The sequence below is a fragment of the Chromobacterium sp. ASV23 genome, assembly GCF_016428945.1.
Lineage (GTDB): Bacteria > Pseudomonadota > Gammaproteobacteria > Burkholderiales > Chromobacteriaceae > Chromobacterium > Chromobacterium sinusclupearum.
Genome location: NZ_JAELTR010000059.1, coordinates 1 through 24,116, shown reverse-complemented (window position 1 = coordinate 24,116; position 24,116 = coordinate 1). Strand labels below are relative to the sequence as shown.

Sequence of the window (24,116 nt, the reverse complement as noted above, 5' to 3'; positions counted from 1 at the left end):
GCCCAGCGCGTACAGCGTCAGCAGGGCCGCGCTGGTTTCCACCCGTCTCTCCGCCGGCATGGCATCGTTGGCGACGCCGCTCAGCGTGCCGTAAAAAGTAAAAGCCACGCAGACGTACACCAGCACCAAGGGCAGCAGCAATACCGTATCCAGCAGATGGGTCAGCAGCAGCGAAGCCACCACCACGGTCAGCGCCGTGCGCGACAACAGCAGGCAACGGTCGCTGCGGTCCGCCCATTTGCCCATGGGCCACTGCAACAGCGGCGCGGCCAGCAGCGCCAGACCCATGAAATTGCCGATCTGGTGCGGCAGATAGCTCAACTGGCTCAGCACCACCGGCAACATGCTGTAAAAGGCGCTGTTGAAACAGCCCGCGATCAACACGCCGTACAGCGCCAACGGCGCCAGCCGCCGCAGCTCGCCCACGGTGCGCAATGTGCGCAGCACCACGCTGCCGGCCGGCGCGGCCACCAAGGTCAGCGGCCGCTGGCTGGTCAGCGTCACCGGAATGATGGCCAGCGCGAACAGCATGGCCACCACGATGAAGGGCCAGCCTGGCTGGGTCAGCGGCAGCTTGAGCAGCCATTGGCCGGCGCTGGCCCCCAGATAGCTGACCATCATGTACAGCGAGAACAACTGGCCGCGCTGCGCATTGCCGACGCAGCCGTTGAGCCAGCTCTCCACCACCATGAAGATGCCGACGATGGCCAGGCCGTTGACGAAGCGCACCAGCGCCCACAACAGGGGCGAATGCACCAGCGCCTGCGCCAGCACCACGATGCAGATGACGGCCGCCAGCGCGGCAAAGGCGCGGTGGTGGCCATAGCGGTGCACAATGGCGCTGCAGAAGAAACCGCCGATGAAGAAGCCGGCGTAATAGGCCGACTGCACCAGCCCGGCCACCGTCACCGGCACGCCCTGCTGCAGCAAGGCGAGCGAGGTCTGGGTATTGCTCAGCGCATTGCCCACCATCAGCAAGGCATAGCCCAGCAACAGGCTCGCCACCACGCGCAGCAGGCTGCTCCATTTATGCACCTCTACGACTTCGCCATCCCCGGCCATGCCTTCCCCTCGTCCGCCCTGCTGTATGGTTACGCCATCCGGATTCTACGCAATACGGGCCGCCAGTTGGCGGGCAGCCTGGATCAACGGGCCGGAATACGCGCGTATCTGGGCGTCGCTGAGCGACTCCGCTCCAATACAGATGCTGACGGCGGCTACGGGTTCCCCGCGCAAGTCCGCCACCGGCGCCGCCAGGCAGCAGGTCCGGCTGTCTATCTCGCCGCGGGTGACGGCATAACCGAGCCGGCACGCGCGTTCCAGCTGTTCGCGCAAGGCGCCGATGTCTTCATCGGCCAGCAGGCCCAGTTGCCGCTCGGCCTGCAGATAGCTGTCCAGATAGGGCGCCGCGCGCAGGCTGAGGATGGCCTTGCCCGCCGCCGCGCGGTGCATGGCCAGCGTCTGCCCGACATGCACCGGGTAGCCCTTGCCCAGATACGACTCAAGACAACCCAGCACCACCACCTTGTTGCCCACCGGTATGCTCAGCAGCACCGTCTGGTGGATTTCATTCTTGAGGATTTCCGCTATCGGGTGGAAGTACGGCAGGATGCTCTGCCGGCTGTAGATGGCGGAGGCCATCTGGAAAATCTTGGAGCCTATGCAATAGGCGCGCTTGCGCCCCGGATCCAGCGACACCATCTGCGATTCGAGCAGACTGCCCAGGATGCGGTAGCAACTGGCGGCCGGAATGCCGGTATGGCTGCTGATCTCGTTCTGCGTCAGCGGATACGGCGCGTGGACCAGCAGCTGCAGGATGGCGATGGAATGGTCCACGGCGGGGGCGGTGGGTCTGTCTTGCACGGCTTCTACCAAGTCAAAGCCCGCCGCGGCCACAGACCGAGCGGGCAGGTTCGAAATCAGTTCAAAAAATAGCGCTGGCAGCGGCTAGCGCCAGTCGTCCAGGATCATCTGCGCGCCCTTCTCCGCCACCATCATCGTCGGCGCATTGGTATTGCCGGAAGTGATGTTGGGGAAGATAGACGCGTCCACCACGCGCAGCCCTGCCACGCCGTGCACCTGCAAGCGGCTGGACACCACGCTGCGTTCCGGGTCCGGCCCCATCGCGCAAGTGCCGCACAGATGATAGATGGAACCCGATTCCTGGCGGAAGAAGTCCAGCAGGCTGTCCGCATCCTCCGCCATCCGGCCGCCGGGGCTAACCTCCTCCACCGTCACCTCGCGCAGCGCGCGGGTGGCGGACAGGCGGCGGATCAGCCGGCAGCCCTCCACCGCCTCGCGCCGGTCATGCTCGGTGGACAGGTAGTTGGGGCGGATCGCCGGCGCGGCCTGCGGGTCGGCGGACGCTATGTGTATCTCGCCGCGGCTGGTGGGCCGGCACGGATTCACGCAGATCAGATAACCGGAATACGGCTCCGGCTTCAGCTTGGCCTTGGCATTCTTCGGAATCGTGTAGGACAAGGGGTTGAAATACAGCTGCAGATTGGCTTGCCGCGCCGCTTCGCCGCCGCGAAAGAAACCGCCGGCCTGATTGACGCTGAGCGAGAGCGGACCGCTGCGGTTCACCGCATAGCGCAGCGCCGCCCAAGCCTGGCCCAGCGGATTGCCCAGCTCGTCGTTCAGCGTCTTGCGGCTGGACTTGTAGTAGAACGACACGCACAGGTGATCCTGCAGATTGCGCCCCACCGCCGGCAAATGGCGCACCGTCGGAATGCCCAGGCCAGCCAAGCGCGCCTCGTCACCGATGCCGGACAGCTGCAACAGCTTGGGCGAATCCACCGCGCCGGCCGCCAGGATCACCTCCTTGCGGGCGCGGAAAGTCCGCTCCGCGCCGTTCTGCAGCACCGTCACGCCGCATGCGCGCTTGTCGTCGTCGAACAGCACGCGCTGGGTGCGGCAATGGGTTTCCAGCCGCAGATTGGGGCGGGACAATGCCGGCCGCAGATAGGCGCGGCTGCTGGAGGCGCGCACGCCGCCATCGATATTGGTCTCGTAGAGGCCGGCGCCTTCGAAGCGCTCGCCGTTGAAGTCGTCGCTGCGCGGCAGGCCCAGCTCGTCGCAGGCGGCCAGGTAGTCGGCGCAGATCGGGTGGGCAAACGGCTTCAGCGGCGTCAGGCCGATGGCGCCGCTGCCGCCGCGCCAGCGCGTTTCGCCGCCCGGATGGCGTTCCAGTTTTTTGAAATACGGCAGCACATCGGCGTAGCCCCAGCCCGGGTTGCCGGCAGCCGCCCAGTCGTCGAAATCCGCCGGCTGGCCGCGCACATAAATCATGGCGTTGATCGAGCCGGAGCCGCCCACTACCTTGCCGCGCGGCGCGTAGAGCTTGCGCCCGCCCAGGTTAGGCTCCGCCTCGGTGTAATACATCCAGTTGCTGGCCGGATTGTAGTAATGGTTGACGTAGCCCACCGGCAGGCGGAACCAGAAGGAATCGTCCTTGCCGCCGGCCTCCAGTAGCAGCACGCTGTGCCGGCCGCACTCGCTGAGGCGGCTGGCCAGGATGCAGCCGGCCGAGCCGGCGCCGACGATGATGAAATCGTATTCGGTCATAGCGTCCCGCCATTGTTCCAACGGTTGTTCCAGGCGTCGCGCGATTGCGGACGCACGTCGAACGGCTTGTCGTCCATCAGCAGGTGCAGGCTGTGGCCCTGGTAAGGCGAATGGGCGCGCACCACGTCCATGTTCAATTCCACGCCCAGGCCCGGACGATCGGACGGGATGATGAAGCCATCTTCCCACTGGATGGGCTGCTTCAGCACCTCGGCGTGGAAACCGCCCCAGGTCATGATGCTTTCTTGAATCAGGAAATTGGGGGTGGCCGTGGCCAGATGGATGCTGGCGGCGGCGCCGACCGGGCCGTTGTACAGATGCGGCGCGATCTGCACGTAGAAGGCCTCGGCCATGGCGGCGATTTTCTTCGCTTCCAGCAGGCCGCCGACGCGGCCGACATTCATCTGCAGGATGGACGCGCCCTTGCCGCGCAGCAGGTCCAGGAACTCGTACTTGGTGGTCAGGCGCTCGCCGGTGGCCACCGGGATGCTGGTGGCGGCCGCCACCTGAGCCATGGCATCGGTCTGGCCCGGCGGCACCGGCTCCTCGAACCACAAGGGGTCGTACTTCTCCAGCCGCTTGGCCAGACGAATGGCGGAAGCCGGCGTCATCTGGCCGTGGGTGCCGAACAAGAGATCGCAACGGTTGCCCACCGCCTGGCGGATCTTGGCGCAGAACGTCTCGCAACGGTCCATCAGCTCCAGCGACAGATGGTGGCCGGAATACACTGAATACGGGCCCGCCGGATCAAATTTCAGCGCGGTGAAACCCTGGGCCGCGAACTGCGCGGCGCATTCCGCCGCCAGGTCCGGATCGTCGTAATCGAACTGACCCTGGGCATTGCGCGGGTACAGATAGGTGTAGGAGCGCAGCCGCTCATGCACCTTGCCGCCCAGCAGCTGGTAAACCGGCTGGTTGGCCGCCTTGCCGATGATGTCCCAGCAGGCCATTTCCAGGCCGCTGACGATGCCCATCATGCTCAGGTCCGGCCGCTGGGTGAAGCCGCTGGAATAGCATTCGCGGAAGAAGCGCTCCACCTGATGCGGGTCATGGTCCAGGAGATAGCGCTCGAACACGTCATGGATGGCCGGCACCATCACGCGGGGATGGAAGGTGGCGGCGTAGACTTCGCCGACGCCTTCGATGCCGCAGTCCGTCTTCAGGGTGACAAAGATCCAGTACATGCCGCCTACGTGCGGCGGCGGCACCGCCACCACATGGGTTTCCATCGATACGATTTTCATGCGTTCTCCTCCTGTCGCTGTTGCGACTTTCTGAATCGGTAGATGGCAGCCGCGCCCAGGCAACCGCACAGCGCGATGTAGCCGAAATACAGCTGGTAGCCGAGCACGCCCGGATAACGCGCGCTGATCCAGCCATTAAGCAAGGGCAGGAAAATATCCGGCAGATAGCCGATGACCGAGACCAAGCCGATGGCCAGGCCGGTGACGCGCAGCGGAATCTTGCAATCGTCCAGCAACGACCAGTACAGGCCGCGTATCGCATAGGTCAGCACGCCCACCAGCAGCACCAGCGCCAACAGCGGGTAGATGCCGGCGGAAACCGGCAGCAGGATCAGTCCGAACAGCCCCAGCGACGAGAAAACCATGCTGCCGGCCAGCACGCCGGTGCGGGAAAAACGGTCGCCCAGGAAACCGCCGCCTATGCCACCTATCGGCCGCATCCACAGCTTGGCCACGGTGATGAAGCCGGCCGCCACGGCGCTGAGGCCGTAATGCTGCTGCAGGTAAGCGGAAAACGAATACGTGGCCCAGAACAGCTGGTAGCCGCACAGCACGATCAAGGACATCAGCCATACCTGGCGCTGGCCCAGCAGCAGCTTCAGATCGTCCCATTGCGAGGTGGCGCGGCTTTCCTTGTGCTCCGCCTCGCCACGGCCCTTGTCCAGGAAAATCCAGATCAGCGCGGCGATGGCGAGGCAGGTGAAGGAATACAGATAAATCACCTGCTGCAGCGCCAGCCGGCCATCGCCGTCGCCATCCATGTGATAGGCGAACAAGGCCAGCGCCAGCGTGGCCAGCAGCGCCTCCACCAGGCCGCGGCCGCCGTCCAGCACGCCGAAGAAGCGCCCTTGCTCGTTAGCCGCCGCCAGCATCTTCACGCCTTTCAGCAGGGCTGCCCAGAAGGTCAAGCCGGCCGCCAGTCCCCAGCCAATGAAGATGATCTCCAGCGCGCGGTAGCCCGGAAACGTGGAGAACCACAGGCCGAGCAGGCCTACCGCCGCCAGCGAGAAGCTGATCAGCAGCCGCGGCGGCATGCGATCCGCCAGCCAGCCGCTGGGCAGATAGGCCAGCGCGTAGACCACGCCCAGCATCGAATAGAACACCCCGAGGTCGCCCGCGGTGATGCCGAAGCTCTGCAGGATGGTGGTCTCGAAGTTCTGCCGCAGATACAGCAAGGGATAAATGGCGCCGGCCGCCACCAGCAGCAGGCCGAACTGGAAGTAGCGCCCGCGGCCGAGCGCGGCGCATTCCGGCGCCAACACACGCGTTTCGTTCATTCAAGCTTCTCCTCTGGTCTGCGCCGGACGGACCGGCGCGCTTTCTCTTTGTCGTGTTTTGCCGCCTGCCTAGCGGCTTATATTTATTTCCCGGCATGGGTACAGCAGGCCGCCCGCCGGGTAAGCGGCGGAACGGCAGTTTGGGTAATGGGGGGAAAATCAGTACTTCATGATCACCAGGCGGGTCTGCGTGAACTCCAGCATGCCGTGCTTGCCGTCGTCGCCGCCCAGGCCGGAACGTTTCCAGCCGGAGTGATAGCCCTGGTACGGATCGGCCGGCGTGCGGTTGACGTACAGTTCGCCGGCCTCGATCCGGTTGGCGAAGCGCATCACGGTACGGTAGTTCTCGGTGTACAGCACCGAGGCCAGGCCGAACTGGTGGTCATTGGCCAGACGCAGCGCCTCGTCGGCGGTCTGGTACTTCAGCACGCACAGCACCGGGCCGAAGATCTCTTCCTGCACGATCTCCATGTCCTGGCGGCAGCCGGTCAGCAGCGTGGGCGGATAGAACCAGCCCTTGCCCTCGGGCAGCACGCCGCCGGTTTCCAGCACTGCTCCGTCATCCACCGCGCGCGCCACCATCTGGTGGATGTTCAAGCGCGATGAGGCGTTGACCAGCGGCCCCATGTAGTTGGGATGCTCGGCGCGGTTGCCCCATTGCCGGGCGGTGAAACGCTCCTTCAGCAGGCGCACGAAGTCGTCGTATACCGATTCATGGACATAGGCCCGCTCCACCGAGGTGCACACCTGGCCGCAATGGCTGAGCGCGGAGCCGACGATGTCGTTGGCGGCCTGCGCCAGATTGGCGTCCGGCTCGATGATGGCCGGGGTCTTGCCGCCCAGCTCCAGCGAGGACTTGGCGATGTTGACCTGCGAATACTCCAGCACCTTGCGGCCGGCGCCCACGCTGCCGGTCAGCGTGATCATGCCCACCTTGGGGTGGGTGCAGATGGTTTCCGCCACCTGGTGGCTCATGGTCAGAATATTGACCACGCCGGCCGGCAAGCCGGCCTGCTGCACCGCCTTGGCGATTTCAAACGCCGAGCACGGCGTGTTGTTGCTGGGGCGGACCACCACGGCATTGCCGGCGATCAGCGCCGGCGCGATCTTGCGCAGCAGGGTGTAGACGGGGAAATTGAACGGAATCAGGCAGGCCACCACGCCGATGGCTTCACGCATCAGCAGCAGGTTTTCATCCGGGTTGTCGCTGGGGATGACTTCGCCTTCCAGGCGGCGCGCCCATTCGGCGTGATAGCGGGTGATCTCGGCGGCGTAGCTCGCCTCGGCGGTGGCATCCGCCAGGCTCTTGCCGGATTCGGCGGCCAGCGCCTGGCCGATCTCGCCGGCGCGGGCATCCAGCGCGTCGGCCAGCTTGTGCAGATATTGGCCGCGCGCGACGCTGGGCAGCGCGGCCCAGTCTTTCTGCGCCCGCGCCGCGGCATCCACCGCCGCGCGCGCCTCTTCGGCGCTGGCGGACGGGACTTGGGCCACTATTTGCTCGGTGGCCGGGTCCTGCACGTCGATGGCGCCGCCGCCGATGGACTCGACAAACTGGTTATTGATGAAATTGCGGTAATCACGCATGTCTCTGGCCTCGTGCTTGTGTTGGCATCCATCACACCAGCCAGGCCAGACAGCGTCAAAACAATTTCAGATATGGATTTTTTATTTCATATATGAAATCAAAGTCCTTCCATCCCTCCCGCGTCCCACGCGCCGCCCTTCCCTGGCCAGCCTTCCTCGCCACAGCGAGGCCCTCCGCAGCAGCGCATCGATGAGCAATCATTGCGCCAGCCGCCAGGGTACAAAATTGGAAACCATTGCCGGCGTGAAGTTCGCGGATGAGCAAAAAGGACCTGCCAAAGTCAGAGCATGCAAGCACGACTCAACAAGGAACACATCATGAAACGCATGCTCGTCGCCGCGGCATTGGCCTCCTGCGCGCTCGCCGCCGCCCTGCCCGCCCGGGCCGACGTGGGCGTGTCCGTCCATATAGGCGAGCCCGGCTTCTACGGCCAGCTCGACATCGGCGGCGCGCCCGCGCCGCAACTGGTCTACCCGCAGCCGGTGATCATCCAGCCGGTGCCGGTGGCTGCGCCTCCCATCTATCTGCGCGTGCCGCCGGAGCATATGCGGCACTGGGACCGCTACTGCCGCCAATATCATGCCTGCAACCACAGGGTCTATTTCGTTCGCGACGAATGGTATAGACAGGTTTATGTGCCGCACTACCACACGCGCTACTCGATGCCGCCGCACGATCACCACGATCATCACGAATACCATGAGGCCTGGCACGGCGATCATGATAGGCGCGACTGGTATCAGCGCTGACAGCCGTTCACGCCAAGGGCGTGCGGCAAGCACGCCCTCTTCACACAAATTAATCACGCCGCATCGGCATCATGTTCTGCTTTTACCGTTGCAGACAGTGTAATTCGCCGAAATGGACAACATCCGAGAAATTGGATTTCAATAAGCGGCTTCCGCCCACAGCGTGCGGCATTTTGCCGCAGCCTCAGCAGCGACGGCCTTGGCCATACTTCCCAGACAATGTGAACAAAAAGGGAAATCCCATGACCGCTCGCCATCTCGTCAAACTGTTGCCGGCCCTCCTCGCCGTCACCGCCTCTCCCGGCGCCTACGCCTGCGCCAGCTGCGGCTGCACGCTGAGTTCCGATTGGGAAAGCCAGGGCTTCACCGCCCAGCCCGGCCTGAAAATGGACATCCGTTACGATTACCTGGACCAGAACCAGCTGCGCAGCGCCAGCGGCACCATCTCGCCGGCGGCGGCCAGCCAGCTGAATCAAGGCAATCAGGAAGTGGAGAAGTACACCCGCAATAATTATCTGACGCTGGGCTTCGACTATTCCTTCTCGCCGGCTTGGGGCGTCAACGTGACGGTTCCGTACATCGATCGCAAGCACAGCACGCTGGGCACCGGCTCCGATGGTTACACCGTTTCCAGTGGCGGCGGGGCATACAACTCCAGCACCTCCGGCCTCGGCGATATCAAGGTGATCGGCCGCTATCAGGGCTTCGCCGAAGCGCGCAACTTCGGCCTGCTGTTCGGCCTGAAGCTGCCCACCGGCAGCCACACCGAAACCGGCACTTCCACCGATCCGGCCAATCCGGGTGCGCCAGCCGTGATCGACCGCGGCCTGCAGCCCGGCACCGGCACCACCGACGCCATCTTCGGCGCCTACTATTTCGGCGAATTCAACCGCAACTGGAGCTACTTCACCCAGGCCACCGTGCAGAGCGCGCTGGATACCTCAGACCAATACCGGCCCGGCACCGGCGTCAATCTGAATCTGGGCGTGCGTTACACCGGCTTGGCCGGCTGGATGCCGCAATTGCAGATCAATGCCCGCTACGTCCAGCACGATGCCGGCAACAACGCCGATACCGTCAGCACCGGCGGCACGCTGATCTACCTGAGTCCGGGACTGACAGTGCCGCTGACCAAACAGACCTCGATATACGGCTTCGTACAGCTGCCGCTATACCAGAACGTCAATGGCGTGCAACTGGCGCCGCGCTACACCGCGTCCGTGGGCGCGCGCATTTCGTTCTGACCACGCGGCAAGAAAAAGGCCCGCGTCTTCTGCGCGGGCCTTGTGCATGCCTGAACGGCTGTCACCCATCCTGCGGCAGCAGGCTGCCCTGGGTCAGCAGCGCGGCGAACTCCTCCGCTGGAAGAGGCTTGGCGATCAAATAGCCCTGGACGAAATCGCAACCCTCTTGTTCCAGGAACTGCCACTGCTCCATCGTCTCCACCCCCTCCGCCACCACCTGCATATTCAGGTTCTTCGCCATATTGATGATGGCGCGGGCGATGGCGCTGTCGTCGGCGTCCTGCGGGATGTCGCGGACGAAGGAACGGTCGATCTTCAGCTTGTCGGCCTTGAAGCGCTTGAGGTAGGACAGGCTGGAGTAGCCGGTGCCGAAGTCGTCGATAGACAGCCGCAGCCCCATGCTCTTCATGGTATCGATCGCCTGGATGGTGGCCTGCGCGTCCTCCATGATGACGCTCTCGGTCACTTCGATATCCAGGGCGTGACCCGGCAGATCATGCGACGACAAGGCCTGCTGCACCTGTTCGGCCAAGTCGGGCTGGCGGAACTGCAGCGCCGACAGGTTGATGGCCAGCGTCACCTCCGGCAAGCCGGCCTGGCGCCACGCCACCATCTGCCGCGTGGCCTCGGCGATCACCCAATTGCCGATCTGCACGATGAAGCCGCGCTCCTCGGCCACCTGGATGAAGCGCACCGGGCCCAGCAGGCCCAGCGACGGGTGGTTCCAGCGGATCAGCGCCTCGGCGCCGATGATGCAGCCGGTTTTCATGTCCACCTGCGGCTGATAGTGCAGCACGAACTCGTCGCGCTCCAGCGCGAAACGCAGCTGGCTTTCGATGGCCAGGATCTCGCGGGCGCGGGCGTTCAGGTCCGCGGTGTAGAACTTGTAGCTGTTGCGGCCGGAGGATTTGGCGTGGTACATCGCCGCGTCGGCGTTGCGCACCAGGGTTTCGTAGTCGCGGCCGTCGTCCGGGTAGACGCTGATGCCGATGGACGGCGTGATGGTGATCACATGATTGTGCAGCTCGATCGGGCTGGCGAACACCTCGCGCACCCGCTCCGCCGCCAGCGCGGCCTCGCCCGGATCGGAAATCAGAGGCAAGAGGATGATGAATTCGTCGCCGCCCTGGCGCGCCAGCATTTCGCCCGGACCCAGCACTGAGCGGATGCGGTCCGCCGCCACCTGCAGCAGGGTATCGCCGGCCGAGTGGCCCAGCGACTCGTTGACGGTCTTGAAGCGGTCCAGGTCCAGCAGCAGCAGGGCCAGCCGCTGGTTGTCGCGCACCGCGTTGTGGATGGCCAGCTCCACCCGGTCCTGCATGTGCACGCGGTTGGGCAGGCTGGTCAGCACGTCGAAATGCGCCAGGAACTGGATCCGGTCGTCGGCGGCCTTGCGCTCGGTCAGGTCGCTGAAAATCGCCACATAATGGGTGATCTCGCCCAGGCTGTTGCGCACCGCGTTGATCGCCAGCCACTCCGGATACACCTCGCCGTTTTTGCGGCGGTTCCACAGCTCGCCCTGCCAGGAGCCGTTCTCGCCGATGGCCTGCCACATCTGCTCGTAGAACGGCGCGTCGTGGCGGCCGGACGACAGGATGCTGGTCTTCTGGCCCAGCACCTCGTGCTGGGTGTAGCCGGTGATCTCGGTGAAGGCGCGATTGACGCTGCGGATGCGCTTGTCGGCATCGGTGATCATGATGCCTTCGACGGTGTTCTCGAACACCTTGGCGGCCAGTTGCACCCGCTCCTCGGCCGCGCGCTTTTCCGAGATGTCGCGCACCATGCGCCACACCGCGTTGATGCGGCCGAAGGCGTCGCGCATCGCCACCGTCTTGACGCTGACCGGCACCTGGTTGTCGAAGCGGTTGAGATAAGTGGCTTCGAATTCGTCGCAATAGCCGAAGCGCAGCACCTTGTTGTCCAGATTGAAGCGCTCCAGCGCCTCGCTCTCCTCCGCCACCAGGCTCCAGAAATTCTGCTGCTTCAGCTGGTCCAGGCTGTAACACATCAGGTTGAGGAAGGCCGGGTTGGCGTCGATGACCTGTCCGTCCAGCGAGCTGATGACGATGCCGTCCAGATTGGACCAGAACAGCTCGCGGTATTTGTTCTCGGAGCGGCGCAGCGCGTCTTCCACTTCGCGGCGGCGCGAGATGTCGGCCTCCAGCGCCAGCGTCTTGGCGCGCAGCTCGTCCACCAGGCGTTTCAGTTCCGAACGGGTCCACTCCAGGTGGGTGCCCAAGCGGCCCAACTCGTCGCGGCGCGACCATTCAAACGGCGTGTCCAGTTTCAACTCGGCCAATAGCCGCGCCTGCTCAGTCAGCAAGCGCATCGGCCGCAGAAAACGCGAGTGCAGGATGCTCATGATCAGCATGATGGACAGCACCAGCTGCGCCGCCAGAATCGTCAGGATGTTCTTGACCTGATTGCTCAGCGCGATGGCCAGGTTCTCGTTGTCGAACTCCATCGTCACCTGGCCGATGGCCTCGCCGCGGTAGATGACCGGCTTTTCGACAAAGGACACGCTGCCGATGCGGCGCTCGCTGTGCACCGCAGACAGAAACACCTGGTTGGATTGGGTGTCGGTGACGCGGATGGAGATCACGCGCGGGTCTTCCATCACCGACGCGATCAAGGGGTTGCCGGCCTGGCGGCTGAGGTTCCACAGCGGCTCCTGCATGCCGAGGGCGACGATGTCGAGCAGACGCCGCTGGTCGGTGTCCAGCTGCGCCGTCAGATTGTCTTTCTGGATGTTGAAACTGAGATAGCTGATGATGGAGGCAGGGATCAGCAAGCCGAGTATCACGGCGATGAGAAACACGTCCCTCAGATTCAGGCCAGTGCTGGCAGTGGTTTTATCGTCTGCTTGTTGAGCCATGTCGCGCTAGTCTTTGCTTCGCCGAAGTTTCGGAGTTCGTATCCGGAGTGGGTTTTATATGTGCAATCAGCAGTATACACCGGCGTCGGCCGGCATTTCCTCTATATATCCACAAGTCATCTGCAATTGTCATTTTCACGCATGGATGCGCCAATACCGCTGGAGATAAAGGGCGGCGCATTGCCTTGCCGGGGCCGCAGGGCCTAAAATCCACGACACTTTTTGACAACGCGTTCAGGATTCACACCATGCCGCAGTCACGTTATGAAAAGATTATCTCCGCCCGCTGGATCATCACCGTGGAAACGGATGGCGAAATCCTGGAAAACCACGCGCTGGCGATCAAGGATGGCAGGATTGCCGCCATTATTCCAGCGGCCGACGCCGCCGCGCTGGAAGCCGACGAACGGCTGGAGCTGCCCGACCACGTGCTAATGCCCGGCCTCGTCAACCTGCACGGCCATTCGGCGATGACGCTGCTGCGCGGCCTGGCCGACGACAAGGCGCTGATGGACTGGCTGCAAAACCACATCTGGCCGGCCGAAGGCAAGCATGTGCGCGACGATTTCGTGTTCGACGGCGCGCTGTTGGCCATGGGCGAAATGATCCGCGGCGGCACCACCACCATCAACGACATGTATTTCTACAACGCCGCGATGGCGCGCGCCGGCCTGGCTTCCGGCATGCGCACCTTCGTCGGCTGTTCCATCCTGGAATTCCCGACCAACTACGCGACCAACGCCGACGATTACATCGCCAAGGGCATGGCCGAGCGCAGCCAGTTCCTGGGAGAAGAGCTGGTGACCTTCACCCTGGCTCCGCACGCGCCCTACACCGTATCGGACGATACCTTCCGCAAGGTTGTGACGCTGGCCGAGCAGGAAGACATGCTGATCCACTGCCACATCCACGAAACCGCCGACGAGGTGAACAACAGCGTCAAGGAGCACGGCCAGCGCCCGCTGGCCCGCCTGCAGCAGCTGGGCATGCTGTCGCCGCGGCTGGTGGCCGCGCACATGGTGCATCTGAACGACGCCGAAATCGAGCTGGTGGCGAAGTACGGCGTGTCCACCGCCCACAATCCGGCCTCGAACATGAAGCTGGCCTCCGGCATCGCTCCCATCGGCAAGATGCTGGACGCCGGCATCGCCGTGGGCATCGGCACCGACGGCGCCGCCTCCAACAACAAGCTGGACATGCTGGCGGAAACTCGCCTGGCCGCCCTGCTGGCCAAGGTGGGCACGCTGGACCCGACCACCGTGCCCGCCGCCGCCGCCATCCGCATGGCCACGCTGAACGGCGCGCGCGCGCTGGGCATCGCCGAGAAGACCGGCTCGGTCAAGGTGGGCAAGGATGCCGACCTGATCGCCATCGACCTGTCCGAACTCGAAACCGCGCCGGCCTTCGACCCGATCTCGCACGTGGTGTACGCCGCCGGCCGCGAGCAAGTCAGCCACGTCTGGGTCAAGGGCCGCGCGCTGATGGCCGGCCGCAAGCTCAAGACGCTGGACGAGGCCACTCTGAAAGCCCGCGCCGACGACTGGCGCAACCGCATCCTGGCAAAGTAAAAGCATGAGCAACGTAGACGAACTCGAAATCGACAAATTCAGCCAGCTGGCGCACAAGTGGTGGGACAAGGACAGCGAATTCAAGCCGCTGCACGAAATCAACCCGCTGCGTCTAGACTATATCGACCGCCACGCCTCCCTCGCCGGCAAGAAGGTGCTGGACGTGGGCTGCGGCGGCGGCATCCTGGCCGAGAGCATGGCGCTAAAAGGCGCCCAGGTGACCGGCATCGACCTGGCCAAGAAGTCGCTGAAGGTCGCGCAGCTGCACAGCCTGGAATCCGGCGTGCCCATCGATTACCGCTGCGTGCCGGTGGAGGAGTTGGCGGCGGAGATGCCGGCCAGCTTCGACGTGGTGACCTGCATGGAAATGCTGGAGCACGTGCCGGACCCGCAAAGCGTGGTGCGCGCCTGCGCCACGCTGGTCAAGCCCGGCGGCTGGGTGTTCTTCTCCACGCTGAACCGCAACGCCAAGGCCTATATGCTCGCCGTGGTCGGCGCGGAGTATGTGCTGAACATGCTGCCGCGCGGCACGCATGAATATGCGCGCTTCATCAAGCCGTCCGAGCTGGGGCGCATGGTGCGGCACGCCGGCCTGGGCCTGCACGGCCTCAGCGGCATGGGCTACAACCCGCTCACCCGCATCTACTCCTTGAACGACGATACCGACGTCAACTACCTGATGGCCACCCGCCGCTCGGCGGAGTAAGCCTCCCGCGCGCCGCTCCCGAGTCTTGGACGGCGCGCGCCTCCCTCAGTCCCGCGAACAAAACCCCTGATCCTGCGTTGCGCCGCCTTGCCGTACGATTTGTACTGTCTGCGTCGGCGCGCCTTGGCTCAGGTTCTCTAACGAGGTTCTGTCAGCGGCTCTATGCGCAAGCACTCAGCCCCTTCCGCGCCGCTGGCGACAGATAATTCCACATCCTGCTGTCAACAGAAACACAAAACATGCGTTTTAATCGTCTGATTGATATCATGGCCGCCCTTTCTGAAGCAGATGCATGATAATGCGCCGCCGCAGGGTTGCGTCATTAGGCTCGACGCCCGCACTGGATACAAACCGGCAAACCAACAGGATATTGCCGGACAATCTGGCATCATCATGCCTTACAATACGTACGAGAACGATAACATTCCATTCCGGAGATGACGCATGACATTCAAGGCCAACGACCTGTTGACCGAACAGATCGCCCAATATCTCGGCAGGCAGATCATCCAAGGCGAGATGAAACCGGGAGAGCGGATACAGGAACTGCGCATCGCGTCCGAGCTGGAAGTCAGCCGCGGCTCGGTGCGCGAGGCCTTGCTGATCTTGCAGCGCCGCCATCTGGTGGACATCTTCCCGCGCCGCGGCGCGGTGGTGGCCAGCATCAGCGCGCGCGACGTGCGGGACTTCTTCGATCTATGGTTTCTGCTGCTGGAGCGCGTGGTGCAAAATCTGGCCGCCGGCTGGCAGAACGACGACCTGGCGCGCTTCATCGAGCTGATGGCGCAGCTGGAAGAAGCCAAGCGCCGCGATGACCTGCAAGCCTTCTACGATTACGGCATCGAATTCCTGTCCGCGCTATACCGTCATGCCGACAACCGTTACCTGACCGACACCCTGAACGACATGCTGCCGCTGACCCAGCGCTGCCTGTACGCCATTCTGCGCGCCGGCCAGAGCCAGATGGAGCGCACCCACCTGTTTCTGGAAAGCCTGCTGAAAACCTTGATCGCGCGTGATACCGCGCGACTGAAGCAAATGGTGGCTGATTTCGGCCGCGATTACAGCCAGCTGGCGCAAAGCGCGGCCGAGGCCTTGGAGGGCCGCGGCTGAGCGTGGCAGGCGCTTGCCGAGGCATGGAATGACAAGGGCTGCCCCAGGCAGCCCTTTGCTTTTGCCCATCGCTGGCCATCACGGCAATGGCCAGCGGCGCTGCCCGTTTTCGTCGTACAGGGTTTCCGTCAGCGCCATGCCATTCAGTTCCAGCCGAATGAAGCCGTTCAGCACCCGCTGCGGGTACTGGCTGTCGTCGGCCGAGCGCGTTTCCGCCCATGCCACCTGCGGCTTGCCGTCCAGAATGCTGGCCGGGCCATAGGGAATGGCGCCATGGCCGACGCAGCGGCCCAGCATGCCGTTGCGCGGCTGATAGCAGATCACATTGTGCAGATGTCCCCAGTACCAGTAGTCCGGCGCCCGCCCCAAGGCCGCGGTCACTTCGTCGTACAGCGGGGTGGTCGCCGAACCGTCTATCGAATAACCCTGGTGGTGCGACAGCAGCAATATCTTGCCCTGCCAGCCGGCGGCCATGTTTTTCAGCCAAGCCGCCTGCGCGTCGCCCAAGGCGCCATCCATATACAGCTTGTACTTGTCCGACCAATAGGCGGTATCCAGGCCAAGAATCAGCCAATTGGCGTTGCGCAGGCTGAAATAGCTGGTGCCCTGCTGCAGCGGGAAGCGCAGTCCCAACTCCTGGAAATAGCCAAACGCGCCGCTGTACATCTCATGGTTGGAGTTCAGCGTGAATTGCCCGCGTCCGCCGGCCGGCCAGTTGGCAAAGTCGCGGCTCTCATCCGGGCTAGAGCCGGCGTAATAGACATCGCCCAGGTGGATGGTGTAATCGGCCGGCTGCTTGGCCATCGCCGCCGCCACCTTGCCGGCGATATAGTCGCCGCTGCCCCAGTCTCCGGCGATATTGAAGCTGACCTGATCAGGTAGGGTCAGCGCAGCCGGCTGGCTCGCCCACGGCGCGCGGTTCGCCAGGTGCTCGAACCAGGCCACCAGCGACTCGCCCCACAGCGGGTCCAGCAGCTCCCACTTGCGGCAGCCCAGCAGCGTGCCGTCATCCATCACGCGGGTGGGCAGCTCGGCCTCGGTAGTGGGCAGCGGCTTGCCGTCCAGCACGCCCTCGAGGATGGACAGGCCATGGGCAAACTCCCACGGGATGCCGGCCGAAGAGGTGGAGCCGCTATTGATCACCTCCCACACCTGATCATGCGCCTGCTGCAAGCGCGCCAGCATCTGCTGCTTCTGCTGCAGATTCTGTTCGGTCGCCGCCAGATCGCTCTCAATCCTGCTCTTCCAATCTGCAAACACATCCATCGCCCGCCTCCTTTTTTCATCGCCGATGATTTACAGCGTCTTCATGTACTCAATCAGCGCCCATTTATCGCTGTCGCTCAGATGAACGCCATATTCATGTCCGGTGTTGTGATTGCCCGGCAAACGCGTGTCGAACTGGAAGTAACCGCCGCCCTTGCTGTCCGGCCCGCCGCTGAGAAAACCCACATTGCGGGTGTCGAACACGCTGGAGCCGCGATAGAACATCTTGGGTCGCTTGTCCGATGGCTGCAGCAGGTCCCACAAGGTCGGCACCGAACCGTTGTGCAGATAGGGCGCGCGCAGCCAGATGCCATCGGTGGGCGTATTGCTGTAGCTCTGCGTCTTCCTATAGGCGCCAAAATCGAACGGCGGTTTCTTGAACTGATGAAATTTGTCCACCAAGCCGACGGTGAAGGAGTTGACGCGGTAGGGATCGGTGCCCAGCTCATCCAGCCCCACCGTCACCTGGCCGGTGTCGGCTTTGCCAAAATCATGGCACTGGGCGCAGTTCTGCACCCACAGCGTGCGCCCGCGCGCCACCCGCACTTGATCGAGGCCGCCGAACGGCCACTTGGGCGGTTCATGCGTCAGCAGCCAGTCGGTCACGCGCTGGAATTCGGCCGGCAGCACCGACTGCGGCGTCGCCCCCACGGCCATGGCCGCGGCATAGTTGCGCTCGTGGATATCGTTGTTATTGCCGTCCCAGTGCAGGTACATTGATTCGCGCGGCTTCTGGTTCCAGATTTGCGGCAAGTCCACCGTGCCTATGGTGGAGTCGTCCGGGAAGCCGAAGATCGCCATCTTGGTGGGGTTGAAGGTGTCGGTGCGTCCCGGCCCCTGCAGCGGCCGCAGCTTTTGCCAGGCGTACTGCTTCTCCTGCTTGAGAAAAGCCTGCTGGGTGGCCGGCACGATCAGGAAGCGGTAGAACAGCTTTTCGATGGGCCCCAGATCGTAATGCTGATTGATGGCGTCCATCACCTTGGACTTGAAGTCCGGATCGCCGGCGCAGTCGTAGAGGAACCACTGGAACGACTCCAGATCCAGCAGCGCCGCCGGCGCGGTGGGCACCGGCACCGGCACGTCATCCGCGCTCTTGCGGTACTGGCCGGTATGGCACAGGGCGCAATTGGGCTCCACCGACGGATAGCCGATCTGCCGCTTGGCCAGTCCGATGGGCAAATCATGTCCGCCTTCATAGATGAAGCCGAAAGTCTGCCAGCCCGTTCCCATTCTCGGCATGCGTTGCGCGCACACCTGGGGCAAAACCGCGAACACATACAACGGAATGCGGGCGTCCGGCCCCAGGCCGATGGCGGCATACTTGAAGTGCTCGACATCGGATTGCAGCGCGGGCTGCGGCACTTCGCGGAACAGATTGGTCCAGGTTTCATAGCCGACGAAGGCCAATACCAGCACGATGACAATCGCCGCCTTGCGCCTGGCGCCGCTGAAACCATGCGCCACGCAGCGCCACAGGGTGCACAGGCCCGAGCACAGCAAGGACCACGGCCGCTGCTCCGGCGGCATGCCGGCATACAGCAGGCCGCCCAGAATCAGGAACATCGCTCCGTCCGAATACAGCAAGGGCCGGAAGGCGTCCGGATAACTCGAAGTCTGGATCAGATAGACCCAGAACACCGCGGCGATCAGCCTGGACAGCACGCACAGCCAGGCATACACCGGGTAGCGCGTGGCGCAGATGCCGGCCGGCGCATAGAACAGGCTGATCCCCACCAGCAGCATGCCGGCGTTTTGCAGCCAAGGGTAAACCGCCTGGGTAGGCAGGCCGAAGCTGGCATTCAAATAGTCCGGCCAGAACAGCGCCGGCACCGCGAATACCATATTGATGACGATTCCGATCCAGATGAAACGCTGAAACCACCGGATCCAGGGGTTGGCGGAGCATGCGTTTTCCATGACTTGTCCTCGTGGCGGCAGAAAACCCGCGCCGCAAGGCGCGGGTACGGCAAGAGTCAAACCTGAGCGGTCTTGTCCAGATGGGCGACGATGGCCGGATAGACATCCGTGGCGGCGTCCTTGCCGAAGATGCAGTCGATATGGCCATACCCCGGCACCACCACGCGGCTGTAACGCTCCGGCCCATAGCGCTCCACCAATTTGTCGTAGGTGCGCTGGGTACTCTCCGGCAGGTAACACTCGTTGTCCGCGCCGCTGATGAACAGAATGGGCAGCTGCAGCCGCTCGAAATGCGGCATGTAGACATCGGCGCCGTCGAACGCCACCAGCCGGCCTTCGCGGCACATGCGCGCCAGATGCTCCATCGTGCGCATATTGGCGATGCCGAACAGCTCGTGCAGATTGTCATGCAGGGTTTCGTTCAGCGTGGCATGCCGGTACAGGGACGCGTACATGAAGGTGATGCGGTGGCACACCGGGTTGTCGCAATAGCCCTGCGCCTCCTCCAGCGCGTAGTCCTTCAGCGCGGCGTCGTACAGCTTCTCGAACCAGCTCGAATCAGAAGCGGTGTAGGCCGTCAGCGAATGCACGCCGAGCCTGTCCAGCACCGACGGCAGATGCAGCCCGGTTTTGACCTTGGTGGCCGGCGGCACCACGATGTCTGCGGCGATCTGCGAGCACACCACCGAACGCACGCCCTCCAGACCCGCCAACAGCGACATGAAAAAGGTGGTGGCGCCGTAGCAATGCACCACGCATTGCACATCGGGTGCGCCGGTCCGCTCCCGGATCTGCCGGATCGCCGCCGGGAAGTCGTAGCGGGCCACCTGGTCGCCGTCCCACTGTTGCTTGCTGGCGTCCAGCAGGATGCTGACGCGGAAGTCCAGCAGCCACACATCGTAGCCACGCTGGTACAGGTATTCCACAAGATTGGTGGGGATGGTGTCGGTGGAAAAGATATTGGAGCCCACGCCCAGGCCATGCACCAGCATGACCGGCCCCTTGCCGCCGCCCTGGTAGCGGGTCAGGCGCAGATGGACGCCGTCGTCGGTCGCAAAAAACACGACCTCAGGCGCGCCGACGTTCAACGGCCGCTTCTTGCGCGGCGGCGCGTCCGGGTTGAAATAGACATTGGGCGCCAGCACCCCGCCGTAGCTGTCCCACAGCACGCCGGCAAAGTATTCCCCGAAGCGCGCCAGCTGCTTGAGCCGCTCGGCTTCGCTCTCCACATTGAGCACCTTCATCGTGGTCATCTGCCGCGCGAAATCCGCCGGCTCGATATGCAGCACGCCGCTGCCCGCCACTTCTCCGCCCTCATCCCCGCCGCGATACACGGTGACGTACAAGGTGCTGGTATCGGACCACGCCTGCAGCGCGCTGTGATTGCTCGGCACGGACTTGAAGGCGCTGAAGAAGTATTCCGCGCCGTCCTCCGCCGTCAGCCGCATCTTGTAGTTCATGTGCCGCACGCCCACCTGATCGGGAAACGTCTCGAACAGATTGAATACGCCGTGGGTGACGGTCAACGGCCGCGGCGACAGCGCCGGCGCGTCCAGGGTGCCGACAATGGTCGCCGGGTGTTGCGGGTTAGATATCAGTTGATCCAGATCGTCCGAGCGCACGGTGACCGTGAAGCCCATGTTCGACCCCGCATCCTTGCCAGCCTGATACGCCGCCTGGTAGGCCGCCAGATCGGTGCCGGCCGGCTGGCGGCGGGCGGTGGAGAAGAAGCCCTTCATCGTCTCGGTGAATTCGATGCCGGGTTTGGCGGGCGGCTGGCGCCGGCGCGGCGCCGACGGCAAGGCATAGTCTATGGTCCAGCCGCGATCGGCCGCCAACAAGGCCATCGCCCGTTCGCTGACCGCGGAGATGGTGAGCAAGGGATTGACCGCCAATGAGGTGGGGATCACGGAACCATCGGTGACGTACAGCCCCGGATAGACCGCGTCGCCAGCTGCGCCGCTGAACACCTGGCCCTTGTGGTTGACCACGCCCTGGACCGCGTCCTCGCCCATCACGCAGCCGCCCAGCGGGTGCACGGTGATCAGGCTGTGGCGGAACAGGTCGGTCCAGATCGGGTTGCGCACATAGATGCCGCCCAGCGCGCGGGTCGACTCCAGCAGCCGCGCGTTGCCGATCTCGAAATTGGGCTGCTCGCCCACGCCAGGCCATTCCAGCTTCAACTGGTCATGATCGTCCAGCGCCATGGTGCCTGCGCCGTCGTCGTGGCTCATGATCAGATACGTCTGCAGCCGGTTCATCGCGCCGTGATAGGGCCCGCGCAAGGCGCTTTCCGCCTCTCGCGCAACGTATTTGAGCTTGGCCAGCGGCCCGCTCTCCGCCGCTTGCCCCAGCTCCGCCGAAGCCGCCGCCATCGCCGGCACCATGGCCCCGCCTATCGCGCCCGGAATGGAGCCCTCCTCTATCACCATGCGCTTGCGCCAGTCGGTCTCGTCACGCATGTCGATGATGGAGGTGATACAGGGCCCCACCGGACCGATGTCCTTGCCCGAATGGCTACCGAAGCCGATGCCGTTGATTTTGTCGTCGTTGTTGTAGCCGAAGCCCAGGATGTCGCCGTTGCCGCTCATGTGCTTGCCGAGCTCGCCGGACAGCGCGAGGCCTTGATCGCGCGAGCGCAGCAGGATCTCGGTGGAGCCCAGGGTTCCGGCGGACAGGATGACGATGTCGGCCTTGACGAACATCGTCGGCGCGTCGAATTGTTCCCGGCCGGTGCCCACGTACTGGTAATGCACGATCCAGCCGTCGCCGTCGCGCTGCAGATAGCGCACCGAGGCCTGGCAGAAGATTTCCGCGCCATGATTGCAGGCGTCGGGCAGATAGTTCATCAGCGTGGTGTTCTTGGCCTTGTTGTTGCAGCCGGAAACGCAGTCGCCACAGTAATTGCACGGCTGTTGCTCCACGCCGACGTGATTGAGATCGTCCGGAAACGGCTCGAAAGTGACGTTGATCGGCGGCCGATAGAAACTGTGCTTGTCCTTGAGCCGTTCCGAGGATTTCTGGTTGGCCTGCAGCTTGGGCAAGGGCGGAGCCGTGTCCGGATAGGGATTGGGCCGCAGCATCTCCTGAGCGCGGGCGAAGCCGTCTTTCAGCAGGGTGTCGGCGTGCTCCCGCACCGCGCGCGGCCAACGCGGATCCTCGAACACCTGCGGCTCCGGCTGCAGCGAGACATTGGCGTTGATCAGCGAGGTGCCGCCCAGGCCGCATCCCACCATGACGTTCTGCTGAGGATTGACGTGCAGATCATACAGACCGGTGCGCGAGCCGAGATGGCCGTCCGGGTGGTGCACCTGGAATTCCGGCGTGGCTTCGGCCAGCGTGGCCGGGTATTCGCCGGGAACGATCTCGCGCCCGCGCTCCAACAGACAGACGCTGCGGCCCGCCCGCGCTATGCGGGAAGCGGCAATGCCGCCGCCGTAGCCGGAACCGATCACCACGACTTCGTAATGCTCTTTGATCTCGCTGATGGGGGTGGAGATGCGCGCCATTCTCGTGCTCCTGTATCGGATAGAATTTCAGGCCACGAATACCATGCAGAAGGCGCGGCGCAGTCAGGCTGCGGGCGCGAGGCCGGCCAGGCCGGCGTTGTTATTGATTTGAGCGTTTGAACACGCGCTAAACGCTTTTCATCAGGTCTAGATCAAAAAAATAACGTTATCAATGATAAATGATTAGAGCTGATCATAAAGACATTCCGCTTCTGCAAATGACAAAGCCGGAAGCAAACGCTTCCGGCCAGATAATCCACAGGCGCGGCGTCTCGCGAATACGCTGAGTCAGCGGCGCAGGTACTCGACAAAGGCGTAAGCCAGACCGTTGGCGCCCACCGCCGGCTCGCGCGCGGTCTCGCGCCAGTCAGCGGCGGAAAACGCCGGGAAATGCGCGTCGCCGTCGAAAGCCTGGCCGATCTCGGTCAGGCACAGCTTGTCGGCGACGGCCAGCGCCTGGCGGTACAACTCGGCGCCGCCGATCAGGCAGGCCTCGTCCACCGCGCCGGCCAAGGTCAGCGCTTCCTCCAGGGAATGGGCCACTTCCGCGCCGTCCGCGCACCAGTCGGCCTGTCGCGTCACCACGATATTGCGGCGCCCCGGCAGCGGCCGGCCAATCGAGTCCCAGGTCTTGCGGCCCATGATCACCGGCTTGCCCAAGGTCACCGCCTTGAAATGCTTCAGGTCTTCCGGCAGATGCCAGGGCAGCGCGTTGTTGATGCCTATGGTGCGGTTGGCGGCCATCGCGGCCACCAGCGTCAGCATCGGTTTGCTCGCCTCGCTCATACCGCCACCGGTGCCTTGATGTGCGGATGCGGATCATAGCCTTCCAGCGCGAAGTCCTCGAACGTGAAGGCGAACAGGTCTTTGACTGCCGGATTCAGCTTCATGGTCGGCAACGGGCGCGGTTCGCGCGTCAATTGCAGCCTGGCCTGCTCCAGATGGTTGCTGTACAGGTGGGCGTCGCCCAGGGTGTGGACAAAATCGCCGGGCTGCAAGCCGCAGACCTGCGCCACCATCATGGTCAGCAAGGCATAGCTGGCGATGTTGAACGGCACGCCGAGGAAAATATCGGCCGAGCGCTGATACAGCTGGCAGGACAGCTTGCCGTCGGCGACGTAAAACTGAAACAGGCTGTGGCACGGCGGCAGCGCCATCTGGTCCACCAGCGCCGGATTCCACGCCGATACGATCAGCCGGCGCGAGTCCGGATTCTTCTTGATCATGTCCAGCAGCTGGCTGATCTGGTCTATGCTGCGGCCATCCGGCGCCGGCCAGCTGCGCCATTGATAGCCGTACACCGGGCCGAGGTCGCCGTTCTCGTCAGCCCACTCGTCCCAGATCGATACGCCGTTTTCCTTCAGATAGCGGATATTGGTGTCGCCGGACAGGAACCACAGCAGCTCATGGATGATCGATTTCAGATGCAGCTTCTTGGTGGTGACCAGCGGAAAGCCGTCCTGCAGATTGAAACGCATCTGGTAGCCGAACACCGA

General features: G+C 63.7%; 17 protein-coding genes. 5 read left to right on the top strand and 12 right to left on the bottom strand.

Annotation, left to right across the window (positions count from 1 at the left end; genetic code table 11):
• The 6 genes from JHD59_RS18450 to aldA all read right to left on the bottom strand — a co-directional run.
• Positions 1-1,062, bottom strand: a 1,062-nt coding sequence (locus JHD59_RS18450; RefSeq protein ID WP_199155304.1) for an MFS transporter, incomplete at its 3' end; no start/stop codon positions are given.
• Positions 1,063-1,107: 45 nt separating this feature from the next.
• Positions 1,108-1,863: an IclR family transcriptional regulator gene (locus JHD59_RS18445; RefSeq protein ID WP_199155303.1), complete on the bottom strand. Its 756-nt coding sequence runs from the start codon at positions 1,861-1,863 to the stop codon at positions 1,108-1,110.
• Between the two features lie 84 nt (positions 1,864-1,947).
• Positions 1,948-3,567 (bottom strand): GMC family oxidoreductase, encoded by a 1,620-nt coding sequence (locus tag JHD59_RS18440; RefSeq protein ID WP_199155302.1) that lies wholly within the window; start codon positions 3,565-3,567, stop codon positions 1,948-1,950.
• On the bottom strand, positions 3,564-4,811 hold the full coding sequence (locus JHD59_RS18435; RefSeq protein WP_199155301.1) for a mandelate racemase/muconate lactonizing enzyme family protein: 1,248 nt from the start codon (positions 4,809-4,811) through the stop codon (positions 3,564-3,566). The genes JHD59_RS18440 and JHD59_RS18435 overlap by 4 nt, the downstream gene beginning before the upstream one ends.
• Positions 4,808-6,088, bottom strand: a complete 1,281-nt coding sequence (locus JHD59_RS18430) for a nitrate/nitrite transporter (protein WP_199155300.1) — start codon at positions 6,086-6,088, stop codon at positions 4,808-4,810. The genes JHD59_RS18435 and JHD59_RS18430 overlap by 4 nt, the downstream gene beginning before the upstream one ends.
• 159 nt (positions 6,089-6,247) lie before the next feature.
• A complete protein-coding gene (gene aldA, locus JHD59_RS18425; RefSeq protein ID WP_199155299.1) occupies positions 6,248-7,672 on the bottom strand; it encodes an aldehyde dehydrogenase in 1,425 nt (474 codons plus the stop codon).
• A gap of 318 nt (positions 7,673-7,990) precedes the next feature.
• Between aldA and JHD59_RS18420 the strand changes: the two genes are divergently transcribed.
• Both JHD59_RS18420 and JHD59_RS18415 read left to right on the top strand, forming a co-directional pair.
• Positions 7,991-8,422 carry a hypothetical protein gene (locus JHD59_RS18420; RefSeq protein ID WP_233164382.1) on the top strand — a complete coding sequence of 144 codons (432 nt, stop codon included), beginning with the start codon at positions 7,991-7,993 and terminating at the stop codon, positions 8,420-8,422.
• Between the two features lie 242 nt (positions 8,423-8,664).
• The gene (locus JHD59_RS18415; protein ID WP_199155298.1) at positions 8,665-9,666 is read left to right on the top strand and encodes a hypothetical protein; all 1,002 of its coding nucleotides are present in this window, start codon (positions 8,665-8,667) and stop codon (positions 9,664-9,666) included.
• Between the two features lie 61 nt (positions 9,667-9,727).
• On the opposite strand, the gene JHD59_RS18410 is transcribed toward JHD59_RS18415, so the two are convergent.
• Complete coding sequence (locus JHD59_RS18410; protein ID WP_103318217.1) at positions 9,728-12,541, bottom strand: bifunctional diguanylate cyclase/phosphodiesterase; 2,814 nt, start codon at positions 12,539-12,541, stop codon at positions 9,728-9,730.
• Positions 12,542-12,789: 248 nt separating this feature from the next.
• Here JHD59_RS18410 and JHD59_RS18405 point away from each other — a divergent pair, with 248 nt between their 5' ends.
• The 3 genes from JHD59_RS18405 (at position 12,790) to JHD59_RS18395 (ending at position 15,928) form a co-directional block, all read left to right on the top strand.
• Positions 12,790-14,109 carry a TRZ/ATZ family hydrolase gene (locus JHD59_RS18405; RefSeq protein WP_103318218.1) on the top strand — a complete coding sequence of 440 codons (1,320 nt, stop codon included), beginning with the start codon at positions 12,790-12,792 and terminating at the stop codon, positions 14,107-14,109.
• Between the two features lie 4 nt (positions 14,110-14,113).
• A complete protein-coding gene (ubiG, locus tag JHD59_RS18400) occupies positions 14,114-14,815 on the top strand; it encodes a bifunctional 2-polyprenyl-6-hydroxyphenol methylase/3-demethylubiquinol 3-O-methyltransferase UbiG (RefSeq protein ID WP_199155297.1) in 702 nt (233 codons plus the stop codon).
• Positions 14,816-15,259: 444 nt separating this feature from the next.
• Positions 15,260-15,928 carry a GntR family transcriptional regulator gene (locus JHD59_RS18395; protein WP_071109666.1) on the top strand — a complete coding sequence of 223 codons (669 nt, stop codon included), beginning with the start codon at positions 15,260-15,262 and terminating at the stop codon, positions 15,926-15,928.
• A gap of 78 nt (positions 15,929-16,006) precedes the next feature.
• Here the strand turns inward: JHD59_RS18395 and JHD59_RS18390 are convergent, their stop codons facing one another.
• The 5 genes from JHD59_RS18390 to JHD59_RS18370 all read right to left on the bottom strand — a co-directional run.
• A complete protein-coding gene (locus JHD59_RS18390; protein ID WP_199155296.1) occupies positions 16,007-17,194 on the bottom strand; it encodes a metallophosphoesterase in 1,188 nt (395 codons plus the stop codon).
• A gap of 30 nt (positions 17,195-17,224) precedes the next feature.
• A complete protein-coding gene (locus tag JHD59_RS18385) occupies positions 17,225-19,111 on the bottom strand; it encodes a hypothetical protein (protein WP_199155295.1) in 1,887 nt (628 codons plus the stop codon).
• Positions 19,112-19,167: 56 nt separating this feature from the next.
• Positions 19,168-22,620 (bottom strand): alpha/beta fold hydrolase, encoded by a 3,453-nt coding sequence (locus JHD59_RS18380; protein ID WP_199155294.1) that lies wholly within the window; start codon positions 22,618-22,620, stop codon positions 19,168-19,170.
• A gap of 288 nt (positions 22,621-22,908) precedes the next feature.
• Positions 22,909-23,406, bottom strand: a complete 498-nt coding sequence (locus tag JHD59_RS18375) for a dihydrofolate reductase (RefSeq protein WP_199155293.1) — start codon at positions 23,404-23,406, stop codon at positions 22,909-22,911.
• Positions 23,403-24,116: thymidylate synthase (locus JHD59_RS18370; RefSeq protein ID WP_199155292.1), on the bottom strand; the 714-nt coding region annotated here is incomplete at its 5' end. The genes JHD59_RS18370 and JHD59_RS18375, both read right to left, overlap by 4 nt.